This window comes from Serinibacter arcticus (genome assembly GCF_003121705.1).
Classification (GTDB): Bacteria; Actinomycetota; Actinomycetes; order Actinomycetales; family Beutenbergiaceae; genus Litorihabitans.
The window spans coordinates 299,722-315,862 of record NZ_PYHR01000002.1 but is presented as its reverse complement, the minus strand read 5'-3'; the positions used below and the strand labels follow the sequence as shown (position 1 = coordinate 315,862).

At 73.6% G+C, this 16,141-nt stretch carries 13 protein-coding genes and 1 pseudogene; 7 read left to right on the top strand and 7 right to left on the bottom strand.

Annotated elements, in window-relative coordinates; genetic code table 11:
* Positions 1-15: 15 nt before the first annotated feature.
* Both C8046_RS01530 and C8046_RS01525 read right to left on the bottom strand, forming a co-directional pair.
* Positions 16-1,131 (bottom strand): site-2 protease family protein, encoded by a 1,116-nt coding sequence (locus C8046_RS01530; RefSeq protein WP_109227968.1) that lies wholly within the window; start codon positions 1,129-1,131, stop codon positions 16-18.
* Entirely contained in the window at positions 1,128-1,805 is a 678-nt protein-coding gene (locus tag C8046_RS01525) for an HAD family hydrolase (protein WP_235866026.1), read from the bottom strand. The genes C8046_RS01530 and C8046_RS01525 overlap by 4 nt, the downstream gene beginning before the upstream one ends.
* Before the next feature lie 87 nt (positions 1,806-1,892).
* Between C8046_RS01525 and C8046_RS20140 the strand changes: the two are divergent.
* Positions 1,893-2,797 (top strand): annotated as a pseudogene (locus C8046_RS20140) (PAC2 family protein).
* On the opposite strand, the gene mshC reads toward C8046_RS20140, so the two are convergent.
* Entirely contained in the window at positions 2,794-4,119 is a 1,326-nt protein-coding gene (gene mshC, locus C8046_RS01515; protein WP_109230657.1) for a cysteine--1-D-myo-inosityl 2-amino-2-deoxy-alpha-D-glucopyranoside ligase, read from the bottom strand. The pseudogene C8046_RS20140 and the gene mshC sit on opposite strands and share 4 nt — an antisense overlap.
* A gap of 29 nt (positions 4,120-4,148) precedes the next feature.
* On the opposite strand from mshC, the gene C8046_RS01510 reads away from it, so the two are divergent.
* On the top strand, positions 4,149-5,141 hold the full coding sequence (locus C8046_RS01510) for a CorA family divalent cation transporter (RefSeq protein WP_146197028.1): 993 nt from the start codon (positions 4,149-4,151) through the stop codon (positions 5,139-5,141).
* Positions 5,142-5,171: 30 nt separating this feature from the next.
* Here C8046_RS01510 and C8046_RS01505 read toward each other — a convergent pair whose 3' ends face one another.
* Entirely contained in the window at positions 5,172-6,020 is an 849-nt protein-coding gene (locus C8046_RS01505; RefSeq protein WP_419183533.1) for an undecaprenyl-diphosphate phosphatase, read from the bottom strand.
* A gap of 54 nt (positions 6,021-6,074) precedes the next feature.
* Between C8046_RS01505 and C8046_RS01500 the strand changes: the two genes are divergently transcribed.
* Positions 6,075-7,049, top strand: coding sequence for an aldo/keto reductase (locus C8046_RS01500; RefSeq protein ID WP_109227965.1), 975 nt, complete (start codon positions 6,075-6,077; stop codon positions 7,047-7,049).
* A gap of 18 nt (positions 7,050-7,067) precedes the next feature.
* On the opposite strand, the gene C8046_RS18580 is transcribed toward C8046_RS01500, so the two are convergent.
* Positions 7,068-7,328, bottom strand: coding sequence for a DNA primase (locus C8046_RS18580; protein WP_199224362.1), 261 nt, complete (start codon positions 7,326-7,328; stop codon positions 7,068-7,070).
* 73 nt (positions 7,329-7,401) lie between these two features.
* Between C8046_RS18580 and C8046_RS01490 the strand changes: the two genes are divergently transcribed.
* Complete coding sequence (locus C8046_RS01490; protein ID WP_109230655.1) at positions 7,402-7,608, top strand: DUF5703 family protein; 207 nt, start codon at positions 7,402-7,404, stop codon at positions 7,606-7,608.
* Positions 7,609-7,618: 10 nt separating this feature from the next.
* On the opposite strand, the gene C8046_RS01485 is transcribed toward C8046_RS01490, so the two are convergent.
* Both C8046_RS01485 and C8046_RS01480 read right to left on the bottom strand, forming a co-directional pair.
* Positions 7,619-8,917 (bottom strand): M20/M25/M40 family metallo-hydrolase, encoded by a 1,299-nt coding sequence (locus C8046_RS01485; RefSeq protein WP_109230654.1) that lies wholly within the window; start codon positions 8,915-8,917, stop codon positions 7,619-7,621.
* Between the two features lie 47 nt (positions 8,918-8,964).
* Positions 8,965-11,037, bottom strand: coding sequence for a M3 family metallopeptidase (locus C8046_RS01480; protein WP_109227964.1), 2,073 nt, complete (start codon positions 11,035-11,037; stop codon positions 8,965-8,967).
* A 274-nt stretch (positions 11,038-11,311) separates the two neighbouring features.
* Between C8046_RS01480 and C8046_RS01475 the strand changes: the two genes are divergently transcribed.
* Genes C8046_RS01475 through C8046_RS01465 form a run of 3 tightly spaced genes read left to right on the top strand, consistent with a single transcriptional unit; the run spans position 11,312 to position 16,106 of the window.
* Entirely contained in the window at positions 11,312-13,216 is a 1,905-nt protein-coding gene (locus tag C8046_RS01475) for a glycosyltransferase family 2 protein (protein ID WP_109227963.1), read from the top strand.
* Complete coding sequence (locus C8046_RS01470) at positions 13,216-13,947, top strand: HlyD family efflux transporter periplasmic adaptor subunit (RefSeq protein WP_158277102.1); 732 nt, start codon at positions 13,216-13,218, stop codon at positions 13,945-13,947. The genes C8046_RS01475 and C8046_RS01470 overlap by 1 nt, the downstream gene beginning before the upstream one ends.
* Complete coding sequence (locus tag C8046_RS01465; RefSeq protein WP_109227961.1) at positions 13,944-16,106, top strand: glycosyl hydrolase; 2,163 nt, start codon at positions 13,944-13,946, stop codon at positions 16,104-16,106. Before C8046_RS01470 ends, C8046_RS01465 begins: the two co-directional genes overlap by 4 nt.
* Positions 16,107-16,141: the final 35 nt, after the last annotated feature.

Below are 16,141 nucleotides of genomic sequence, written 5' to 3'. Positions count from 1 at the left end.
AGTCACCGGGTGAGCCTAACGATCCCGGGGCGCCAGGGCGGCGACGACCGAGTCGCGGGTGGCGGTCCCGAGGATGCCGTGGGGGCCCACGAGCACGACGACGTCGCTCGCGCTGACGCCGCGCGCCAGGGCTCCGAGCGCGTCCGCCCCCGCCGTCGCCGTCAGCACGGCCTCCGCCGGGAGGGTCCGGGCGACGGCGGTGACCGGGGTGCTCGCGTGGGCGTGCGGCGGCACGGTGGCCACCGCGGCCGCGTCCAGCACCGCCACGGGTCGGCCCGTGCCGTCCACGACGACGACGTCGCTCGTCGCCATCCCGATCGGCGGCCGCGGCACCTGCGCCAGCGTCGCGCCCTCGGCGACGACGACGGCGGGCCGCACCAGCGGCCGCAGGTCGAAGCCCGCGGCCGAGCGCCGGGCCCGGCCGAGCCGGATCGACTGGGTGGCGCCGTTGTAGACGAGACCGGCCACCAGCACGGCCCACACCGCCGTCGTGAGGCCCGGCTGCTGGCCGCGCAGCAGCGGGAGACCGAGGACGACGACGGCGATCACGACCGCCAGCACGCGCCCGACCCAGCCGGCGCCGATCGTGCCGGTGTCGCGGTCGCCCGTGACCTTCCAGATCAGCGCCTCGAGGATGCGCCCGCCGTCGAGCGGGTTGCCCGGCAGCAGGTTGAAGCCGGCCACGATCACGTTGGCGTAGGTCAGCGCCGCGACGATGACGGCGGACAGCCCGCCCGGCAGCGCCTCGAGCGTCAGCCAGCCCACGACGGCGAGCGCGACGTTCGCGAGCGGTCCGGCGGCCGACACGACCGCGCTGGCCCCCGGGGTGCGCAGCTCGGCGCCGAAGCTCGTGTGCCCGCCCCAGAACGTGATGACGTACTCGCGCACCTGTGCGCCCACCAGCCGCGCCGCGGCCCCGTGCGCCAGCTCGTGGGCGAGGACGGAGGCGAACAGCAGCACGGGGAAGGTCGCCGCGGCCGCGACGGCGGCCGGCGTCCCCAAGCCGGGGGCGGCGCGCTGCACGGTCGGCAGGAACAGCACGGTGAGGATGGCCGCCACCAGCAGCCAGCTCGGTGCGAGGTAGACCGGCGAGCCGCCGACGGCTCCGAGCCGCCAGCCGGGGCGCTTCACGCGGGGTCCGGTGCGCCCAGGCCGGACAGCGTCACGAGGTCGGCCAGCGTGAGGCCCTCGAGCGTCTCGGTCCGGGCCAGTCCGGGGGCGTGCGGCACCTCGACGGCGTGGGGCACGACGACGGTGCGCGCGCCCGAGGCGCGCGCGGAGGCCGAACCGGTGGCCGAGTCCTCCACGGCGATGCACCGCGTGACGTCGACGCCGAGCGTCGCCGCCGCGGTCAGGTACGCCTCGGGGTGCGGCTTGCCGTGGGTCACCATGTCGCCGGCGACGATCGTCGTGATGGCCCCGGGCGGCAGCAGCCCGGCGACGGCCTCGGCCTGCACCCGGTAGGACATCGTGACGATCGCCTGCGGCACCCCGGCCGCGGCGGCCTGCGCCACCAGCTCCCTGGCACCGGGACGCCAGTCGGGGCCGACGGTCGTCATCGCGGTGTTGACGCGGTCGACGAGATTGTCGATCACCTGCTGCGGAGTCAGGTCGACGCCACGCTCGATGAGGATCAGCGCGCTGTCGTCGAGCGAGTTGCCCACCAGCGACAGCGCGTCCTCGTCGGTCCAGACCCCGCCGTGGGCGGCCACGAGCTCGTGCTCGGCCGCGATCCACAGCGGCTCGCTGTCCACCAGGGTTCCGTCGAGGTCCCACAGCAGGGCCTCGGGCAGCGCGTGCGTCACGTGTCTCCCGTCTCGGCGCCGACCACTCCGGCGCACGGGGACCATTCTCGCAGGGGCGGGTGGGGCCGGGCTGCGTAGGCTGTAGCAGTGACAGATACCGAGCCCACGCTCGTCCTCGCCGCCTTCGAGGGGTGGAACGACGCCGGCAGCGCCGCGAGCGACGCCATCTCCCTCATCGCCTCGGCCTGGGGCGCCCGACCGGTCGCCTCGCTCGACCCCGAGGACTTCTACGACTTCCAGGTCAACCGTCCGGTGGTCGGTCCGCCGACCGGCGGCTCCGACGCGACCGGCGTCAGCATCCCGGGCACCGGTGCGCGCGAGCTGACGTGGCCCGCGACCCGGGTCTCGGTCACGCGCTCCCCCGTGGCCGGCCGGACGGTCCTGCTGGTGCAGGGCGTCGAGCCGTCGATGCGGTGGCGGCAGTACTGCACCGAGATCCTCGCGGTCGTGAAGGGCTGGGCCCCGCGACCTTCGTCGGGGTGGGCGCGCTGCTCGCCGACGTGCCCCACACCCGGCCGATCCCCGTGCAGAGCACGAGCGACGACCCGGTCCTGCAGGCCGCTCTCGGGCTCGAGTCCTCGGAGTACACCGGCCCCGCCGGGATCATCTCCGTGCTCGGTCACCAGGCGCGCGCCGAGGGGATGCGCGCCATGTCCGTGTGGGCCGCCGTCCCCCACTACGTCGCCCAGCCCCCGTCGCCCAAGGCGACGCTCGCGCTGCTCGCGGCGCTGGAGGAGACCGTGGGCGAGCCGCTGCCGATGGGCGACCTGCTGGAGGACGCCCGTGCCTGGCAGCGCGGTGTGGACGAGCTGGCCGAGGAGGACCCGGAGATCTCCGAGTACGTCCGCCAGCTCGAGGAGGCCAAGGACACCGTCGAGCTGCCCGAGGCGAGCGGCGAGGCGATCGCGCGCGAGTTCGAGCAGTACCTCCGCCGTCGAGACCCCGGTCACGGCCGGGGCGGCGAGCCGGGCTCGGGGCCCGGGCTCTCCTAGAGCGCGATCCCCAGCAGGGCGTCGACGGCGTCGCGCACCAGCGCGCCGGGGGCGGACCCGCCGTCGGTCGCAGTGCCGGTCTCGACGACGTCGGCCGCGTCCGCCGCCAGCACCGCACTGGCCCAGGCATCGACCGCGGCGAGGGCGCGCGGGGCATCGAGGTCGTCGGCGAGGGCGAGACGGACCTGCGTCACCACCGCGCCGGAGTCCGGGACTCCCGCGCCCGGGACCGAGCCGCCCGCGGTCAGCGCCACGGCGTCCCGCCAGCGCGTCAGGCGCTCGGCGGCGTCGATCAGCTCCGCCTCGTGGAACTCCCACGAGGACGCGTAGTGGTGCGACAGCAGCACCAGCCGCACGGCCATCGGCTCCACGCCCTGCTCGACCAGCCGCGAGACCAGCACGAGGTTTCCGCGCGACTTGCTCATCTTCTCGCCCTCGTAGGCGAGCAGGCCGGCGTGCACCTGAGCGACGACGGGGTGGGCGTCACCCGACAGCATCCGCAGGTGGCTCGTGGACATCTCGTGGTGCGGGAAGCGCAGATCGCGGCCGCCGCCCTGGACGGCGACGGGCGCCCCCAGCGTCATCGCGGCGATCGTCGCGCACTCGACGTGCCAGCCGGGGCGGCCGTCGCCGAGGCTCCGGCCGGGCCAGGACGGCTCGCCCTCGCGCGCGGCGCGCCACAGCAGCGGGTCGAGCGGGGCGCGCTTGCCGGGGCGGTCGGGGTCGCCGCCCATCGCGGCGAACTCGGCGATCCGGCCGGCCTCGTCCGTGGCGTCGCCCATCGGCTCGAGCCCGAAGCGGGTGTCGGCGGCGAGATCCGCGTACACGTCGCCGTCGCCGGCCCCCGTGGCGTCGGGCCCGACGCGGTAGGCCGCGCCGTCGGCCACGAGGCGCTCGACGGCGCGCACGACGTCGGGCACCGTCTCGACGGCGCCGAGGTAGTGGTCGGGCGCGATGACGCGCAGCGCCTCCATGTCGGAGCGGAACAGGTCCGTCTGCGACACGGCGAGCTCGCGCCAGTCGACGCCCGTGTCGCGCGCGCGCTCCAGCAGGGGGTCGTCGACGTCGGTCACGTTCTGCGCGTAGGTGACCTCGACCCCGGAGTCGCGCCAGGAGCGGACGAGCAGGTCGTAGGTGACGTACGTGGCGGCGTGGCCCAGGTGCGTCGCGTCGTACGGCGTGATGCCGCACACGTAGAGGCTGGCTCGTCGGCCCTCACCGAGCGTCCGGCGCTGCCGGGACGCCGAGTCCGTGGCCGAGGGACGCAGGTCGCGGTCGGCGAGAGGGAGGACGGGAACTGCGGGCGATCGCCAGGAATGCACCACGTGAGCCTACAGAGGACGATGGGTGGGTGCGCACCGAGTACCGACTCACGCCCGAGGGCGAGCTCCTGGATCCCGCGACGGCGGATCCCGACGCCTACGCCGCGGCCCGCCGCCGCTGGGTGGTCGAGCTGCTCCCCAACGACCGCGGCGAGTGGCGCCGCGCCCAGGGCGACGCGCTGCGGCGGTGCGGCATGGCGGGCGACGGCGACGCCGCCCTGCGACAGATGGCCGACTCCGTGCTCGCGCCGCACGCGAGCGCGGGGCTGCCCGACGACACCGTCGCGATGCGGGTGGCCCTGCTCTCGCTGAGCGAGGGCGACCGGCCCGTTCGCTCGACCCTCGTCCACGTCGTGGCCCAGCTCGACCGCGCCGTCACCACGTCGGTCGACCGGGCAGCGCTGGAGCGGCTCGTGGCGCGCGTGCGGTCGCTGCCGGCCAGCCGCCGCCGGGGCAACTACGTCGTCGTGCGCGCCCTGCTCTCGCTCGCGCTCGAGGACGTCACGGCGGTGAGCGACGGCGTCACCTCGCGCACGGCCCGCCTCGAGAACGCGGTCTTCTCCACCGCGACGGACGACGACGACAACGTCGCCGGGATCTACCGCGTGAAGCGTGCGATCGCCGACTCCCGGCGGCACGTGCTGCCGATCCTCACCCGGCTCACGCTCATCACGGAGGTCGACGACGCCGACCTCGGCGAGGTCACCCTCGGCCACCTCGAGCGCCTGGAGCAGGGGTTCCGCCGCGTGGCGGACGCGCTCGACACGGACGACCGGCTGCTGGGCGACATGCTCACGGCGCAGCTGACGATGGTGCAGGTGCGCCAGAACACCGACATGCGCCGGATCTCCGCCTACGCCGCGCTGGCCGCCGTCCCGACCGCCGTCGCCGGGATCTACGGCATGAACTTCGAGTACATGCCGGAGCTGACGTGGCACTGGGGCTACCCCGCGGTGATGACGCTCATCGCCGGCGCCGTGGCGGTCCTGTACCGCGCGTTCAAGCGCTCCGGCTGGCTGTGAGGCGACTCTCCCCGCGCAAGCCGGGCTGCGCTACGCCGTCGGGCTGAGCACGCCGTTCATCAGCAGGATGCCGATGACGGCGGCGAGCACGAGCCGGTAGATCACGAACGGCAGGTAGCCGCGGCTCGAGACGATCTTGAGGAACGCGATGATGACGACGAAGCCGACGACGAACGCCGCCACCGTGGCGAGCAGCGTCGCTCCCCCGCTGACGACGATCCCGCCGTCGCTGTGGCCGCCGATCGCCTTCGCCAGCTGGTACAGGCCGGAGCCGAGCACCGCCGGCACGGCGAGCAGGAACGAGTACCGGGCCGCCGCCTCGCGGGTGTAGCCCATCGCGAGGCCGGCCGTGATCGTGCCGCCGGAGCGCGAGACACCCGGGATGAGGGCCATCGCCTGCGCGAAACCGAATGCGACGCCGTCGCGGCCGTCGAGGGCCTTGAGCGTCTTGAGCTGGCGTCCCCAGCGGTCGGCCGCCCAGAGCAGCAGGGCGAAGAACGCCAGCGTGAACACCGTGAACCGGAGGTCGCGCAGCGCCCCCTCGATCGCGTCCTGGAAGAGCACGCCGAGCACGACGATCGGCAGCGAGCCCACGATGATCAGCCAGCCCATCCGGGCGTCGGCGTCGGCCAGCCGCAGCGGGTTGTTCCACCGCCCGCCGGCGCGCACCTCGGGCAGCGTGGCGATCCAGCGCCGCACGACCTGCGCGATCGTGTGCCGGAAGTAGATCAGGACCGCCAGCTCCGTGCCGATCTGGGTGATCGCGGTGAAGGTCGCACCGACGTCCTGCCCGTCCAGCATCAGCGCCCCGACGATGCGCAGGTGCGCGCTCGACGAGACAGGCAGGAACTCCGTGAGTCCCTGAACGATTCCGAGCACGATTGCTTCCCACCACGTCACCGGACCAGGGTAGGCGGGCCGTACCCTGAGGCGATGCAGCCTCGCCGTGCCGGAACCACCGGACTGGTCCTCAGCCCGGTCGCCCTGGGAACCATGACCTGGGGTCGGGACACCGACCAGCACGAGGCCAGGGCCCTCCTCGAGGGCTACCTCGACGCCGGCGGGACGGTGCTCGACACGGCCGGCTCGTACGGCGACGGGCTCGCGGAGGAGACGCTCGGCGCCGTCGTCGCGGAGCTCGGCGTGCGCCGCGAGATCGTCGTCTGCGGCAAGTCGGGTGTGAGACGCGACGCCGGAGGCGTGCGCATCAGCGCGGGCCGCGGCGCCCTGCTGGACGACCTCGACGCGACGCTCGAGCGGCTGGGCACCGACCACCTCGACCTGTGGCTGGTCCAGGTGCCCGACGGCGTGACGCCCGCCGCCGAGACGCTCTCGGCACTGGAGATCGCCGTCCGCTCGGGACGCGTGCGCTACACGGGGGTGTCCAACCACCCGGGCTGGGCGACGGCGCACCTCGCCACCCTGGCCGCCGCGGCCGGGCTCCCGCTCGCGGCGACGCAGATGGAGTACTCGCTGCTCGCGCGCGGGGCCGAGCGCGAGGTGCTGCCGGCGTGCGAGGCGCTGGGGCTCGGGATGATCGGCTGGTCCGCGCTGGGGCGGGGCGTGCTGACCGGCAAGTACCGCCGCGCCCGTCCCGCGGACTCGCGGGCCGCGTCCTCGCACCTGCGCGGCTTCGTCGAGCCCTACCTCACGGACGCGGCCGCCGGCCTCGTGGAGGCGGTGGCGACGGCGGCCGACGGGCTCGGGCGCAGCAGCGCCGAGGTGGCGCTGGCATGGGCCCGCGACGCCCCCGGGGTCACGAGCGCGGTGATCGGGCCGCGCACGGCGGCCCAGCTCGAGTCGGTCGCGGGACTCGTCTCGGGCGAGGACGGCGCGCTGCCGCCGGAGATCCGGGCGGTGCTGGACGAGGTGACCGCGCCGGCGCTGGGCTATCCCGAGCGCCGCTGACGTGGTGCGACCGAGGACTCAGTCCTCGTCGTCGTCCTCGTCGTCATCCTCGAAGTCGTCGTCGTCCTCGTCGTCCTCGTCGTCGTAGACGTCGAACGGGGTGTCCACGCCGAAGGCGGTGAACAGCGCGTCGTCGTACGTGTCGAACGCGTCTGCCAGCGTGGCGGCGGCGTCGACGACGCCCTCGGCGTCGGGGTCACGGCTGGTGCGGGCCGCCTCGAGGTGAGCTTCGAAGGCCGCGACGAGGCGGTCGAGGGCGGCGCGCGGATCCGTTGACATGCCGCAACCGTATCGTGCGCTGGGGCACAATGGCATCGCCCGCAACCGAACGACAGAGCAGGTGAGGACCTTCGTGAGAGCCAGCACCGCCGACCGCGCGACGTACGAGTTCCGCGTCCTCACCCTGCCGCGCACGACCTCCGGCGGCGACGTGCGTCGGCTGCTCACGGACGAGGCGGAGTACGGACGCTGGGAGCTCGCCCGCACCCGCATCTACATCGGCGGGACCCGCAAGGTCTGGCTCCGCCGCAAGGTGCTGCGGGTGACCTCCACCCTCTGACGGGCCCCGCTCAGCAGGTCCGCAGCAGCCGGTCCAGCACGCGCGTCCCGAACTGCACCGCGTCGACCGGGACCCGCTCGTCCACGCCGTGGAACATCCCGGCGAAGTCGAGGTCGGCCGGCAGCCGCAGCGGGGCGAAGCCGTAGCCCTCGATCCCCAGCAGCGAGAGCGCCTTGTTGTCCGTGCCGCCCGAGAGCATGTACGGCAGCACCCGGGCGCCCGGGTCCTCGGAGTCGATCGCGGCGACCATCGCGTCGACGAGGTCACCCTCGTGCGGGGCCTCGAGACCGATGTCGGTGGTGATCGGCTCGATCCGCACGCCCTCGCCCGCGAGCTCGCGGAGCGTGGCCATCGCCTCCTCCTGGCGGCCGGGGAGGAACCGCAGGTCGACGACGGCGCTCGCCTGCGACGGCACGACGTTCGCCTTGTAGCCCGCGTCGAGCTGGGTCGGGTTGGTCGTTGTCGAGAGCGTGGCGCCGACGAACTTGCTCGCGGAGCCGAGCGAGGCGACGAGGGCGTCGATCGACGACGTGTCGTCGTCGCTCCACGTCGTCCCCGACAGGTCGGCCACGCCGTCGAGCAGCGCGCGGACCGTCGGGGTGAGGTCGCGGGGCCAGGCGTGCGCCCCGATCCGCGCGACGGCGCCGGCGAGCCGCACGAGGGCGTTGTCGACGGGCACCTGGGAGCCGTGCTGCGCCGTGCCGTCGGCCACGAGCTTGAGCCACGCCAGGCCCTTCTCGGCCGTCTGGAGGAGGTAGGCGCGTCGTCCGTCGAGATCGACGGAGAAGCCGCCGACCTCGCTGATCGCCTGCGAGGCACCCTCGAAGAACTCGGGGTGGTTCTTCACGGCCCAGTGCGAGCCCAGACGGCCGCCGGCCTCCTCGTCGGCGAAGAACGCCACGACCAGGTCGCGCGGGGGCTTGCGGCCGTCCCGCGCCATCTGGGCCAGGACGGCGAGCATCATCGCGTCCATGTCCTTCATGTCGACGGCGCCGCGGCCCCAGATCAGGCCGTCCATCTCCTCGCCACCGAACGGGTCCATCTTCCAATCGCTGGCCTCGGCGGGGACGACGTCTGTGTGGCCGTGCAGCACGAGACCCGGGCGGCTCGAGTCCTCCCCGGCGATCCGCAGCAGGACGTTGGCGCGGCCCTTCTCGGACTCCACCAGCACGGGGTCGTAGCCGGCGTTCGTCAGCTCCGTCATCACGTGCTCGGCCGCGGCGCGCTCGCCGGGGCCGGACCCGTCGCCGTAGTTGGAGGAGTCGATCCGGATCAGCTCGCGGCAGATCCGGACCGCCTCGGTCTCCATGAGGGTCGGCGTGGGCTTCTCGCCCGACGGCGACGCGCCCGCGGCGCTCACTGGAGGCCCCGACGGACGAGGAGGGGCGTGATGTCGGCGTCGCGGCCGCGCAGCTCGCGGTAGAACGACAGCGGGTCGGCGCTGTGGCCGCGCGAGAGCAGCGTCTCGCGGAACCGGCGGCCGCGATCGGCGTCCAGGCCGCCGTTCTCCCCCTCTTCGAACCAGGCCTGGGTGTCGGCGTCGAGCACTTCGCTCCAGATGTAGGAGTAGTAGCCCGCGTCGTAGCCGCCGGCGAAGGTGTGGTTGAAGTAGGTCGAGCGGTACCGCGGCGGCACGAGCTCGAGGTCGAGCCCGGCGTCGGCCAGCGCCCGCTTCTCGAAGGTCAGCACGTCCGCGGGATCGGTCGGCACCTCCTCGGGAGCGAGGTGGTGCCAGGCCTGGTCGAGCAGCGCCGCACCGAGGTACTCCGTCGTGCGGAACCCCTCGCCGTACCCGGCGGCCTCGCGCAGTCGCTCCACGACGGCGAGGTCGAGCGCCTCGCCCGTGACGTGGTGGCGCGCGTAGCGGGCCATGACGGCCGGGTGGGTCGCCCACATCTCGTTGACCTGCGAGGGGTACTCGACGAAGTCGCGCGGGACTGAGGTGCCCGAGAGCGACGGGTGGTGGACGTCGGAGAGCAGCCCGTGCAGCGCGTGCCCGAACTCGTGGAAGGTCGTGATGACCTCGTCCCACGTCAGCAGCGTGGGTTCTCCCGCCGGCGGGCGTGGCACGTTGAGCGTGTTGGTGACGACGGCGTGGGTTCCCTTGAGCCGGGACTGGTTGACGAAGCTCGTCATCCAGGCGCCGCCGCGCTTGCCCTCACGGGCGTGGTAGTCGCCGAGGAACAGGCCCATGCCGGTGCCGTCGGCGTCGCTGACCTCCCACACGCGCATGCCGTCCGCGTAGGTGGGCAGGTCGGTGCGCTCGGTGAACGTGATGCCGTAGAGCTGGGTCGCCGTCCAGAAGACCCCGTCGACCAGGACCCGCTCGAGCTCGAGGTAGGGACGCAGCCCGGCCATGTCGACGTCGTAGCGCGCCTGGCGCACCTTGGCCGCGTAGTGCGGCCAGTCGGCGGCGGTCAGCGTCGCGTCGGGGCCCTCGGCGGCGCGGATCTCGGTCTCGAGGTCAGCTGCCTCCGCGAGGGCGTTGCGGGCCGCGGCCGGGGCCAGTCGGCGGAGCATGCCCATCACGGCCTCGCTCGTCCCGGCGGTGCCGTCGGCGGCGACGTAGGCGGCGTGGTGCGGGAAGCCCAGCAGCTGCGCGCGCTCGGCCCGACGGCGGGCGACGTGCAGGATCGTCTGACGGGTGTCCGACGCGGCGTCGACGCCGGTCCCCCGCGTGGTGGAGGCGGACTGCACCTCGGCGCGCAGGTCGCGGCTGGAGGCGTCGACGAGGATCGGCTGCGACGTCGGCAGGATGAGCGTGACGAGGTGGCCCGCCTCGCTGCCGCGGTCGGTGGCCGACTGCGCGAGGGACGCGCGGTCGCCGTCGGACAGGCCCGCCAGGAGCGACGGGTCGGTGACCGGCACGGCGGCGGCCTTCATGCCGGCGACGACCTGCTGGCCGAAGAGCGTCTCGAGGCTGGTGAGCTCGGCGTTGAGGCTGCGCAGGTGTTCCTGCTCGGCCTCGCCGAGCGCGACGCCGGCGCGGCGGGCGTCCTTGCGCAGCTGCTCGAGCAGCCAGGTCGCCTCGGGGTCCAGCTCCTCACCGCTCGCGGCGATCGCCTCGTACCGCGCGAACAGGCGCGGGTCGAGCCGGAACGCGTCGCCGTGGGCGGACAGCTCCGGGGCGACGTCGGCCGCGATGGCGTCGAGCTCGTCGCCGCCGATCGAGGACGTGTAGATGAAGAACGCGTGGAGCGTGCGCGTCAGCAGATCGCCCGCGAGCTCCAGCGCCTCGATCGTGTTGGCGTACGTGGCGGGCTCGGGGTCGGTGGCGATCGCCTCCCACTCCGCGCGCTGCTGGGCGAACCCGGCCTCGATCGCGGGGCGGAAGTGGCCGAGCTCGACGCGGTCGAGCGGCGGGAGGCCGTAGTCGAGGGTGGAGGGCGCGGCGAACGGGTTGCTCGGGTCGAGCGCGGTGGGGGCCATGCCTCCATCTTGCCCGTTCGGCACCACGGGGTGGTCGCTCGACCGGAGCCGTTCCCGTATCGGGGCGCGGCGACCTGCGCAAGTCGTGAGGCGAATCGATGGTCGGGCGCGCACCACGCGAACACGAAACGGCGAACCGCCTGTGACTGTTGCACCACAGCACGACGTGACGCGCTCCTTCGGGGGTGCACCTCGGCACCGAAGCCAGCGCGAACGATCCGCGGCTTCGCCGATGGTCCTCGCCTCCCCCTCTCCCCCTCCGGGCAGGATCGCCATGTCACCCCCTCGACACCCCTCCGCACCCACCCCCTCTCCCGACTCCCCATCCGAGCTCGTCGTACCGACACCCTTCGACCGCCTCCTCGAGCGCGAGCGCCTCCGCACCACGGACGACCAGGCGGACGGGCGTCGTGCACGACGCCGCACGACCTCCCCCGTCGAGTCGCCGTCCCTGATGATGCTGGTGCTGCTCGCGACCATCGGCGCCGTCGCCTACTCGGTGTTCCTGCTGAACCCGGCCAACCGCGGCGACCTGCTGCCCTACGTCCTGGTGATCGCGGCCGAGTGCCTCATCGTGCTGCACGCGCTCCTGGCGATGTGGACCATCCTGTCCTCGGGCTACAACCCGCGGACGTTCGCCTTCTTCCAGGCGCAGCGCGAGCTGGTGGACACCGCCGAGATCTCCGGCCTGGGGCTGGAGGACTCCCCCCACCTGTGGCCCATGCGGCTGGAGAACGAGGCGATCGACGTCGACGTGTACATCACCGTCTACGGCGAGGACCTGGGAACGATCGAGCGCACCGTCCGCGCCGCGCTCGCCATGCACGGGAGCCACACGACCTGGGTCCTGGACGACGGGCGCAGCGACGACGTCAGGGACCTGTGTGCCGAGCTGGGGTCGCGCTACGTCCGCCGGCTGTCGAGCCACGGCGCCAAGGCGGGCAACGTCAACCACGCCCTGACGATCTCGTCCGCGCCGTACTTCGCGATCTTCGACGCCGACTTCGTCCCCGAGCCCGAGTTCCTGCACGAGACGGTCCCGTTCTTCACCGACGACCGGGTCGCCTTCGTCCAGACGCCGCAGACCTACCGCAACCTCTCGTCGATCGTGTCCCGGGGTGCCGGCTACATGCAGGCGGTCTTCTACCGCTTCATCCAGCCCGGCCGGAACCGGTTCAACGCGGCGTTCTGCGTGGGCACGAACGTCATCTTCCGACGCGAGGCTGTCGCCGACATCGGGGGCATGTACACGGACTCCAAGTCCGAGGACGTGTGGACGTCCCTCCTCCTGCACGAGCGCGGCTGGACGAGCATCTACATCCCCCTCGCCCTCGCCGTCGGCGACACCCCCCAGACGATCGAGGCCTACACGCGCCAGCAGCAGCGCTGGGCGACCGGTGGCTTCGAGATCCTCCTGCGCCACAACCCCTTCTCCCGCCGCCGCACGCTGACGTTCGACCAGCGCGTGCAGTACTTCGTGACGGCGACGCACTACCTGACCGGGATGGCACCCCTCCTGCTGCTGATGGTCCCGCCGATGCAGATCTACTTCGACCTCGCGCCGATGAACCTGACGATCTCGCCCGGGACCTGGGTGCTGTACTACTCCGCCTTCTACGTCATGCAGATCGCGATCGCATTCTTCACGCTCGGCTCCTTCCGCTGGCAGGTGCTCCTCCTGGCCGCGGTCTCGTTCCCGATCTACGTCCGCGCGTTCGTCGGAGCACTGCTCGGCCGGGACACCGTCTGGCACGCGACGGGTGCCCGAGGCGAACGCTCGTCCGCCTTCGCGTGGATGGTTCCGCAGACCGTCGTGTTCGTGTTCCTGGCCATCACCTCGGTCGTCGGGATCCTCAAGCAGGAGGCGACGGGGCTGTTCACGCTCGCGCTTGCCTGGAACGTCACCAACACCCTCATCGTCGGCAGCTTCCTGCTGCAGGGAGCGCACGAGGACCGGACCTTCGCCCGGGCGGCTCGCGCCGAGCGGGCCCTGGCCCGCTCCGCCGTCGTCGCCGCCGCGCCGGCTGCACCCACCTCCGTCGAGGCGCGCGGCGGCCGGGACGCGCGTCCGGCCACGGCGCCCGTCGTGACGGCGACCACCACCCCCGACCACCCCTCCTCCGTCCCACCCGCGCCGGCCCGCCGCGTGCGTGAGACGTCCACGACCGGAGTCCGATGATGTCCATCCGCACCACGATCAAGCTCCTCACGGGCCTCGTCCTCGTGCTCGCCGTCACCGCGGGCTCGACCTACCTGCTGGGCAACCGCCTGGCGCAGAGCACCAGCGACTCCGCGTCGATCCAGATCGGCTCGCTCGAGATCGGGACCGACTACCCCGGGACCGTCGAGGAGACCTTCGTGACCGACGGCGAGCAGGTCAGCGCCGGCCAGGAGCTCTTCACGGTGAGCTCGCTCGCCCTGCAGCGCGACCTGCGCGAGGGCACCGTGGCGACCGACTCGGGCGGCTACACGGTCGACGAGGACGGCACGATGACCTTCCTCGCCCCGGGCGACGGCGTCGTCAGCGGCCTCACGGCCCGGGCGGGATCGTTCGTGCCCGCCGGTTCCGTCCTGACCGCGATCGCCCAGCCCGAGACGCTCTACGTCCTGGCCCAGTTCGACCTCACCCCGCGCGAGTACGCCCGCGTCGAGGTCGGCGCCGCCGTCGGGCTCTCGCTCCCCAACGCGGAGCGGCTGTCCGGTGTCGTCCGCTCCGTGTCCGTGACCACGAACGAGGGTCGCGCCCAGGCCGTCGTCGTCATCGAGAGCGACGCCCTGGCCGGATCGAGCCCGGACGGGCTGTTCCAGCCCGGGACGCCCGTCGAGGCGAGCATGTCGCTGCGCGACGAGGGCCCGCTCGCCGAGGTCGTCCAGAGCATCGGCGACTTCGGTCGGAAGATCGGCCTGTGACCCGACGTCGACCGACGCGCGGCGTCCTCCTCGGGAGCGCGGTGCTGGCCGCCGTCCTCGGGCTGGTCGGCTGCGTGCCTGGCTCGGGCTCCGGCTCGAGCGCCGGTCCCGACGCGGGGTCCGAGACCGGCTCGGGCTCGGGCTCCGGCGAGGATCCGCTGCCCGCGGGTGCCACGGCGCTGCCCACCGAGGCCCCGCCCTCGCAGGCCGAGGCGATCGCGGCGCTGCCGTCGTCGACCCTGAGCGCGCCGGAGATCCTGCGGCTCGGCGACGGCGTGCTGCCGCCCACCAACCGCTGGTTCTCCTCGCTGGCCCTGTCGGAGGAGTCCCTCCCGGTCTTCCCGCTCCCGCTCAGCGCCCGGGTCTCCTCGACCGAGGTGGCGATCGGGCTGCCGGACGTCGCCTCGACGGCGGCCGTCATCACCGGCGCCCACGTCGACCGGGTCGTGCTCGACGTCCCGGCGAGCTCGTTCATCGTCGGCGCGTGGGACGAGCTGAGCGTCAGGGTCGACCACCTCGACGACGCCGGCACACCTCTCACCTCGACCCTGCTCACGGAGGGTTCGCCCTTCGTGGTCGTGACGGCCGCCCGGTCCGTGACGCTCGGGCTCGGCCCCGACCTCGCGCCGGTGGCCGCCTCGGACGCGGCGGAGGTCCCCGACGGTCTCGAGCTCGCGACCACCGCCGTCGCCACCCACACCTACGCGGCGCTGCTGCCCGCCGGCTCGCTCGACGGCGACGCCCTCACGCTCGAGGCCGGCCAGGTGGCCGTGCTGTGGGCCGCGCCGGACGGGACCGATCCGGCCGGGCTCGTCCCGGCCGCGTCGCACCCCGTGACCGACACGAGGGTGACCGGCGCGGTCGACCCCGGCGCCGGCGTCGCCACCACCACCCTGACGTACGAGACGGCCGACGGCGGGGCGAGCGCCGTCGCGCGGCTCCCCCACCAGGGCGCGGCCGACGACTGCGACCTGGGCACCTACGCGAGCGTGCTGGGACCGTTGTCGGTCTGCTCCGGCTCGACCTCCACCTGGACGGTGCCGCTCCGCGAGGCGCGCACCTCGCTGGCCGGGGTCGACGCCCTGGGTGGGGAGGAGCGGGCGGAGATCGCCGCCGCGCTCGCGGAGGACCTGGCCGCCACGCCCGACGTGCTGCCGGGCGACTCCTACTTCGGGACCAAGGCGCTCTACCGCCTCAGCATGCTCGCGTCGCTGGCGGACGACCTGGGCGAGGGCGACCTGCGGGACGACGCCGTCGCGCGCCTGACGGCCGGGATCGAGCCCTGGCTCACCGGTTGCGGCGCGGAGTCCTCCTCGGCCGGGGGCGAGCGCTGCTTCGTCCACGACGAGGCGTGGCACGGCGTCGTCGGGCAGGCTCCGTCCTTCGGGTCGGAGGAGTTCAACGACCACCACTTCCACTACGGCTACCTGCTCTACGCGGCGGCGGTGCTCGGCGAGCTCGACCCGGCCCGGGTGCCGGAGATGGCGCCGACGATGGAGGCCCTGGCGGCCGACGTCGCCTCCCCCGCCACCACGGACCAGGTCCCCGTGCGCCGTGTGTTCGACCCCTACCGGGGTCACTCGTGGGCCTCGGGACCCTCACCGTTCGCGGACGGCAACAACCAGGAGTCGAGCTCGGAGGCCGTGACGGCCTGGGCGGGGCTCGAGCTCTGGGGTCGGGTCAGCGACCGGTCGGACCTGGCGACCACCGGGGCGTGGCTGCTGGCGGGCGAGGCCACCAGCGCGCTGGACTACTGGATGGATCCCGACCTCGACCAGCCGGGGATGGAGGCCTTCTCGCACGAGATCGTGGCGATGAACTGGGGTGGCAAGCGCGACTGGGCCACCTGGTTCTCACCGGAGTCCTCGGCCATGGCGGGAATCCAGCTGCTGCCGATGTCGCCGTCGCAGGACTACCTCGCCGACAGCGACGCCACTCACGTGGAGGCGATCGTGCGCGAGGCGTGGGACGGGTCCGACACCGTGCCGGCCCCGGTGCCGCAGTTCTCCGACTACCTGCTCGCCTACCGGGCGATGGCGGGTCCCGAGGCCGCCGCCCAGGCGCTGGAGGAGGCGCGCGCGCTGCCGGACGACGCGATCGACGGGGCGTTCTCCCGGTCCGCGCTGCTCGCCCGGATCATGGTGGCGGCGCAGCGGTAGGGGTGCGTTCCGCGGGGCGCTCGGCCACTCGGCTC

Excerpts from the sequence above, each read along its gene's own strand:
- C8046_RS18580 (WP_199224362.1), bottom strand. The coding sequence starts at position 7,328 with ATGTCAACGGATCCGCGCGCCGCCCTCGACCGCCTCGTCGCGGCCTTC.
- C8046_RS01480 (WP_109227964.1), bottom strand. The coding sequence starts at position 11,037 with ATGGCCCCCACCGCGCTCGACCCGAGCAACCCGTTCGCCGCGCCCTCC.
- C8046_RS01470 (WP_158277102.1), top strand. The coding sequence starts at position 13,216 with ATGTCCATCCGCACCACGATCAAGCTCCTCACGGGCCTCGTCCTCGTG.
- C8046_RS01475 (WP_109227963.1), top strand. The coding sequence starts at position 11,312 with ATGTCACCCCCTCGACACCCCTCCGCACCCACCCCCTCTCCCGACTCC.
- C8046_RS01500 (WP_109227965.1), top strand. The coding sequence starts at position 6,075 with ATGCAGCCTCGCCGTGCCGGAACCACCGGACTGGTCCTCAGCCCGGTC.
- C8046_RS01485 (WP_109230654.1), bottom strand. The coding sequence starts at position 8,917 with ATGGAGACCGAGGCGGTCCGGATCTGCCGCGAGCTGATCCGGATCGAC.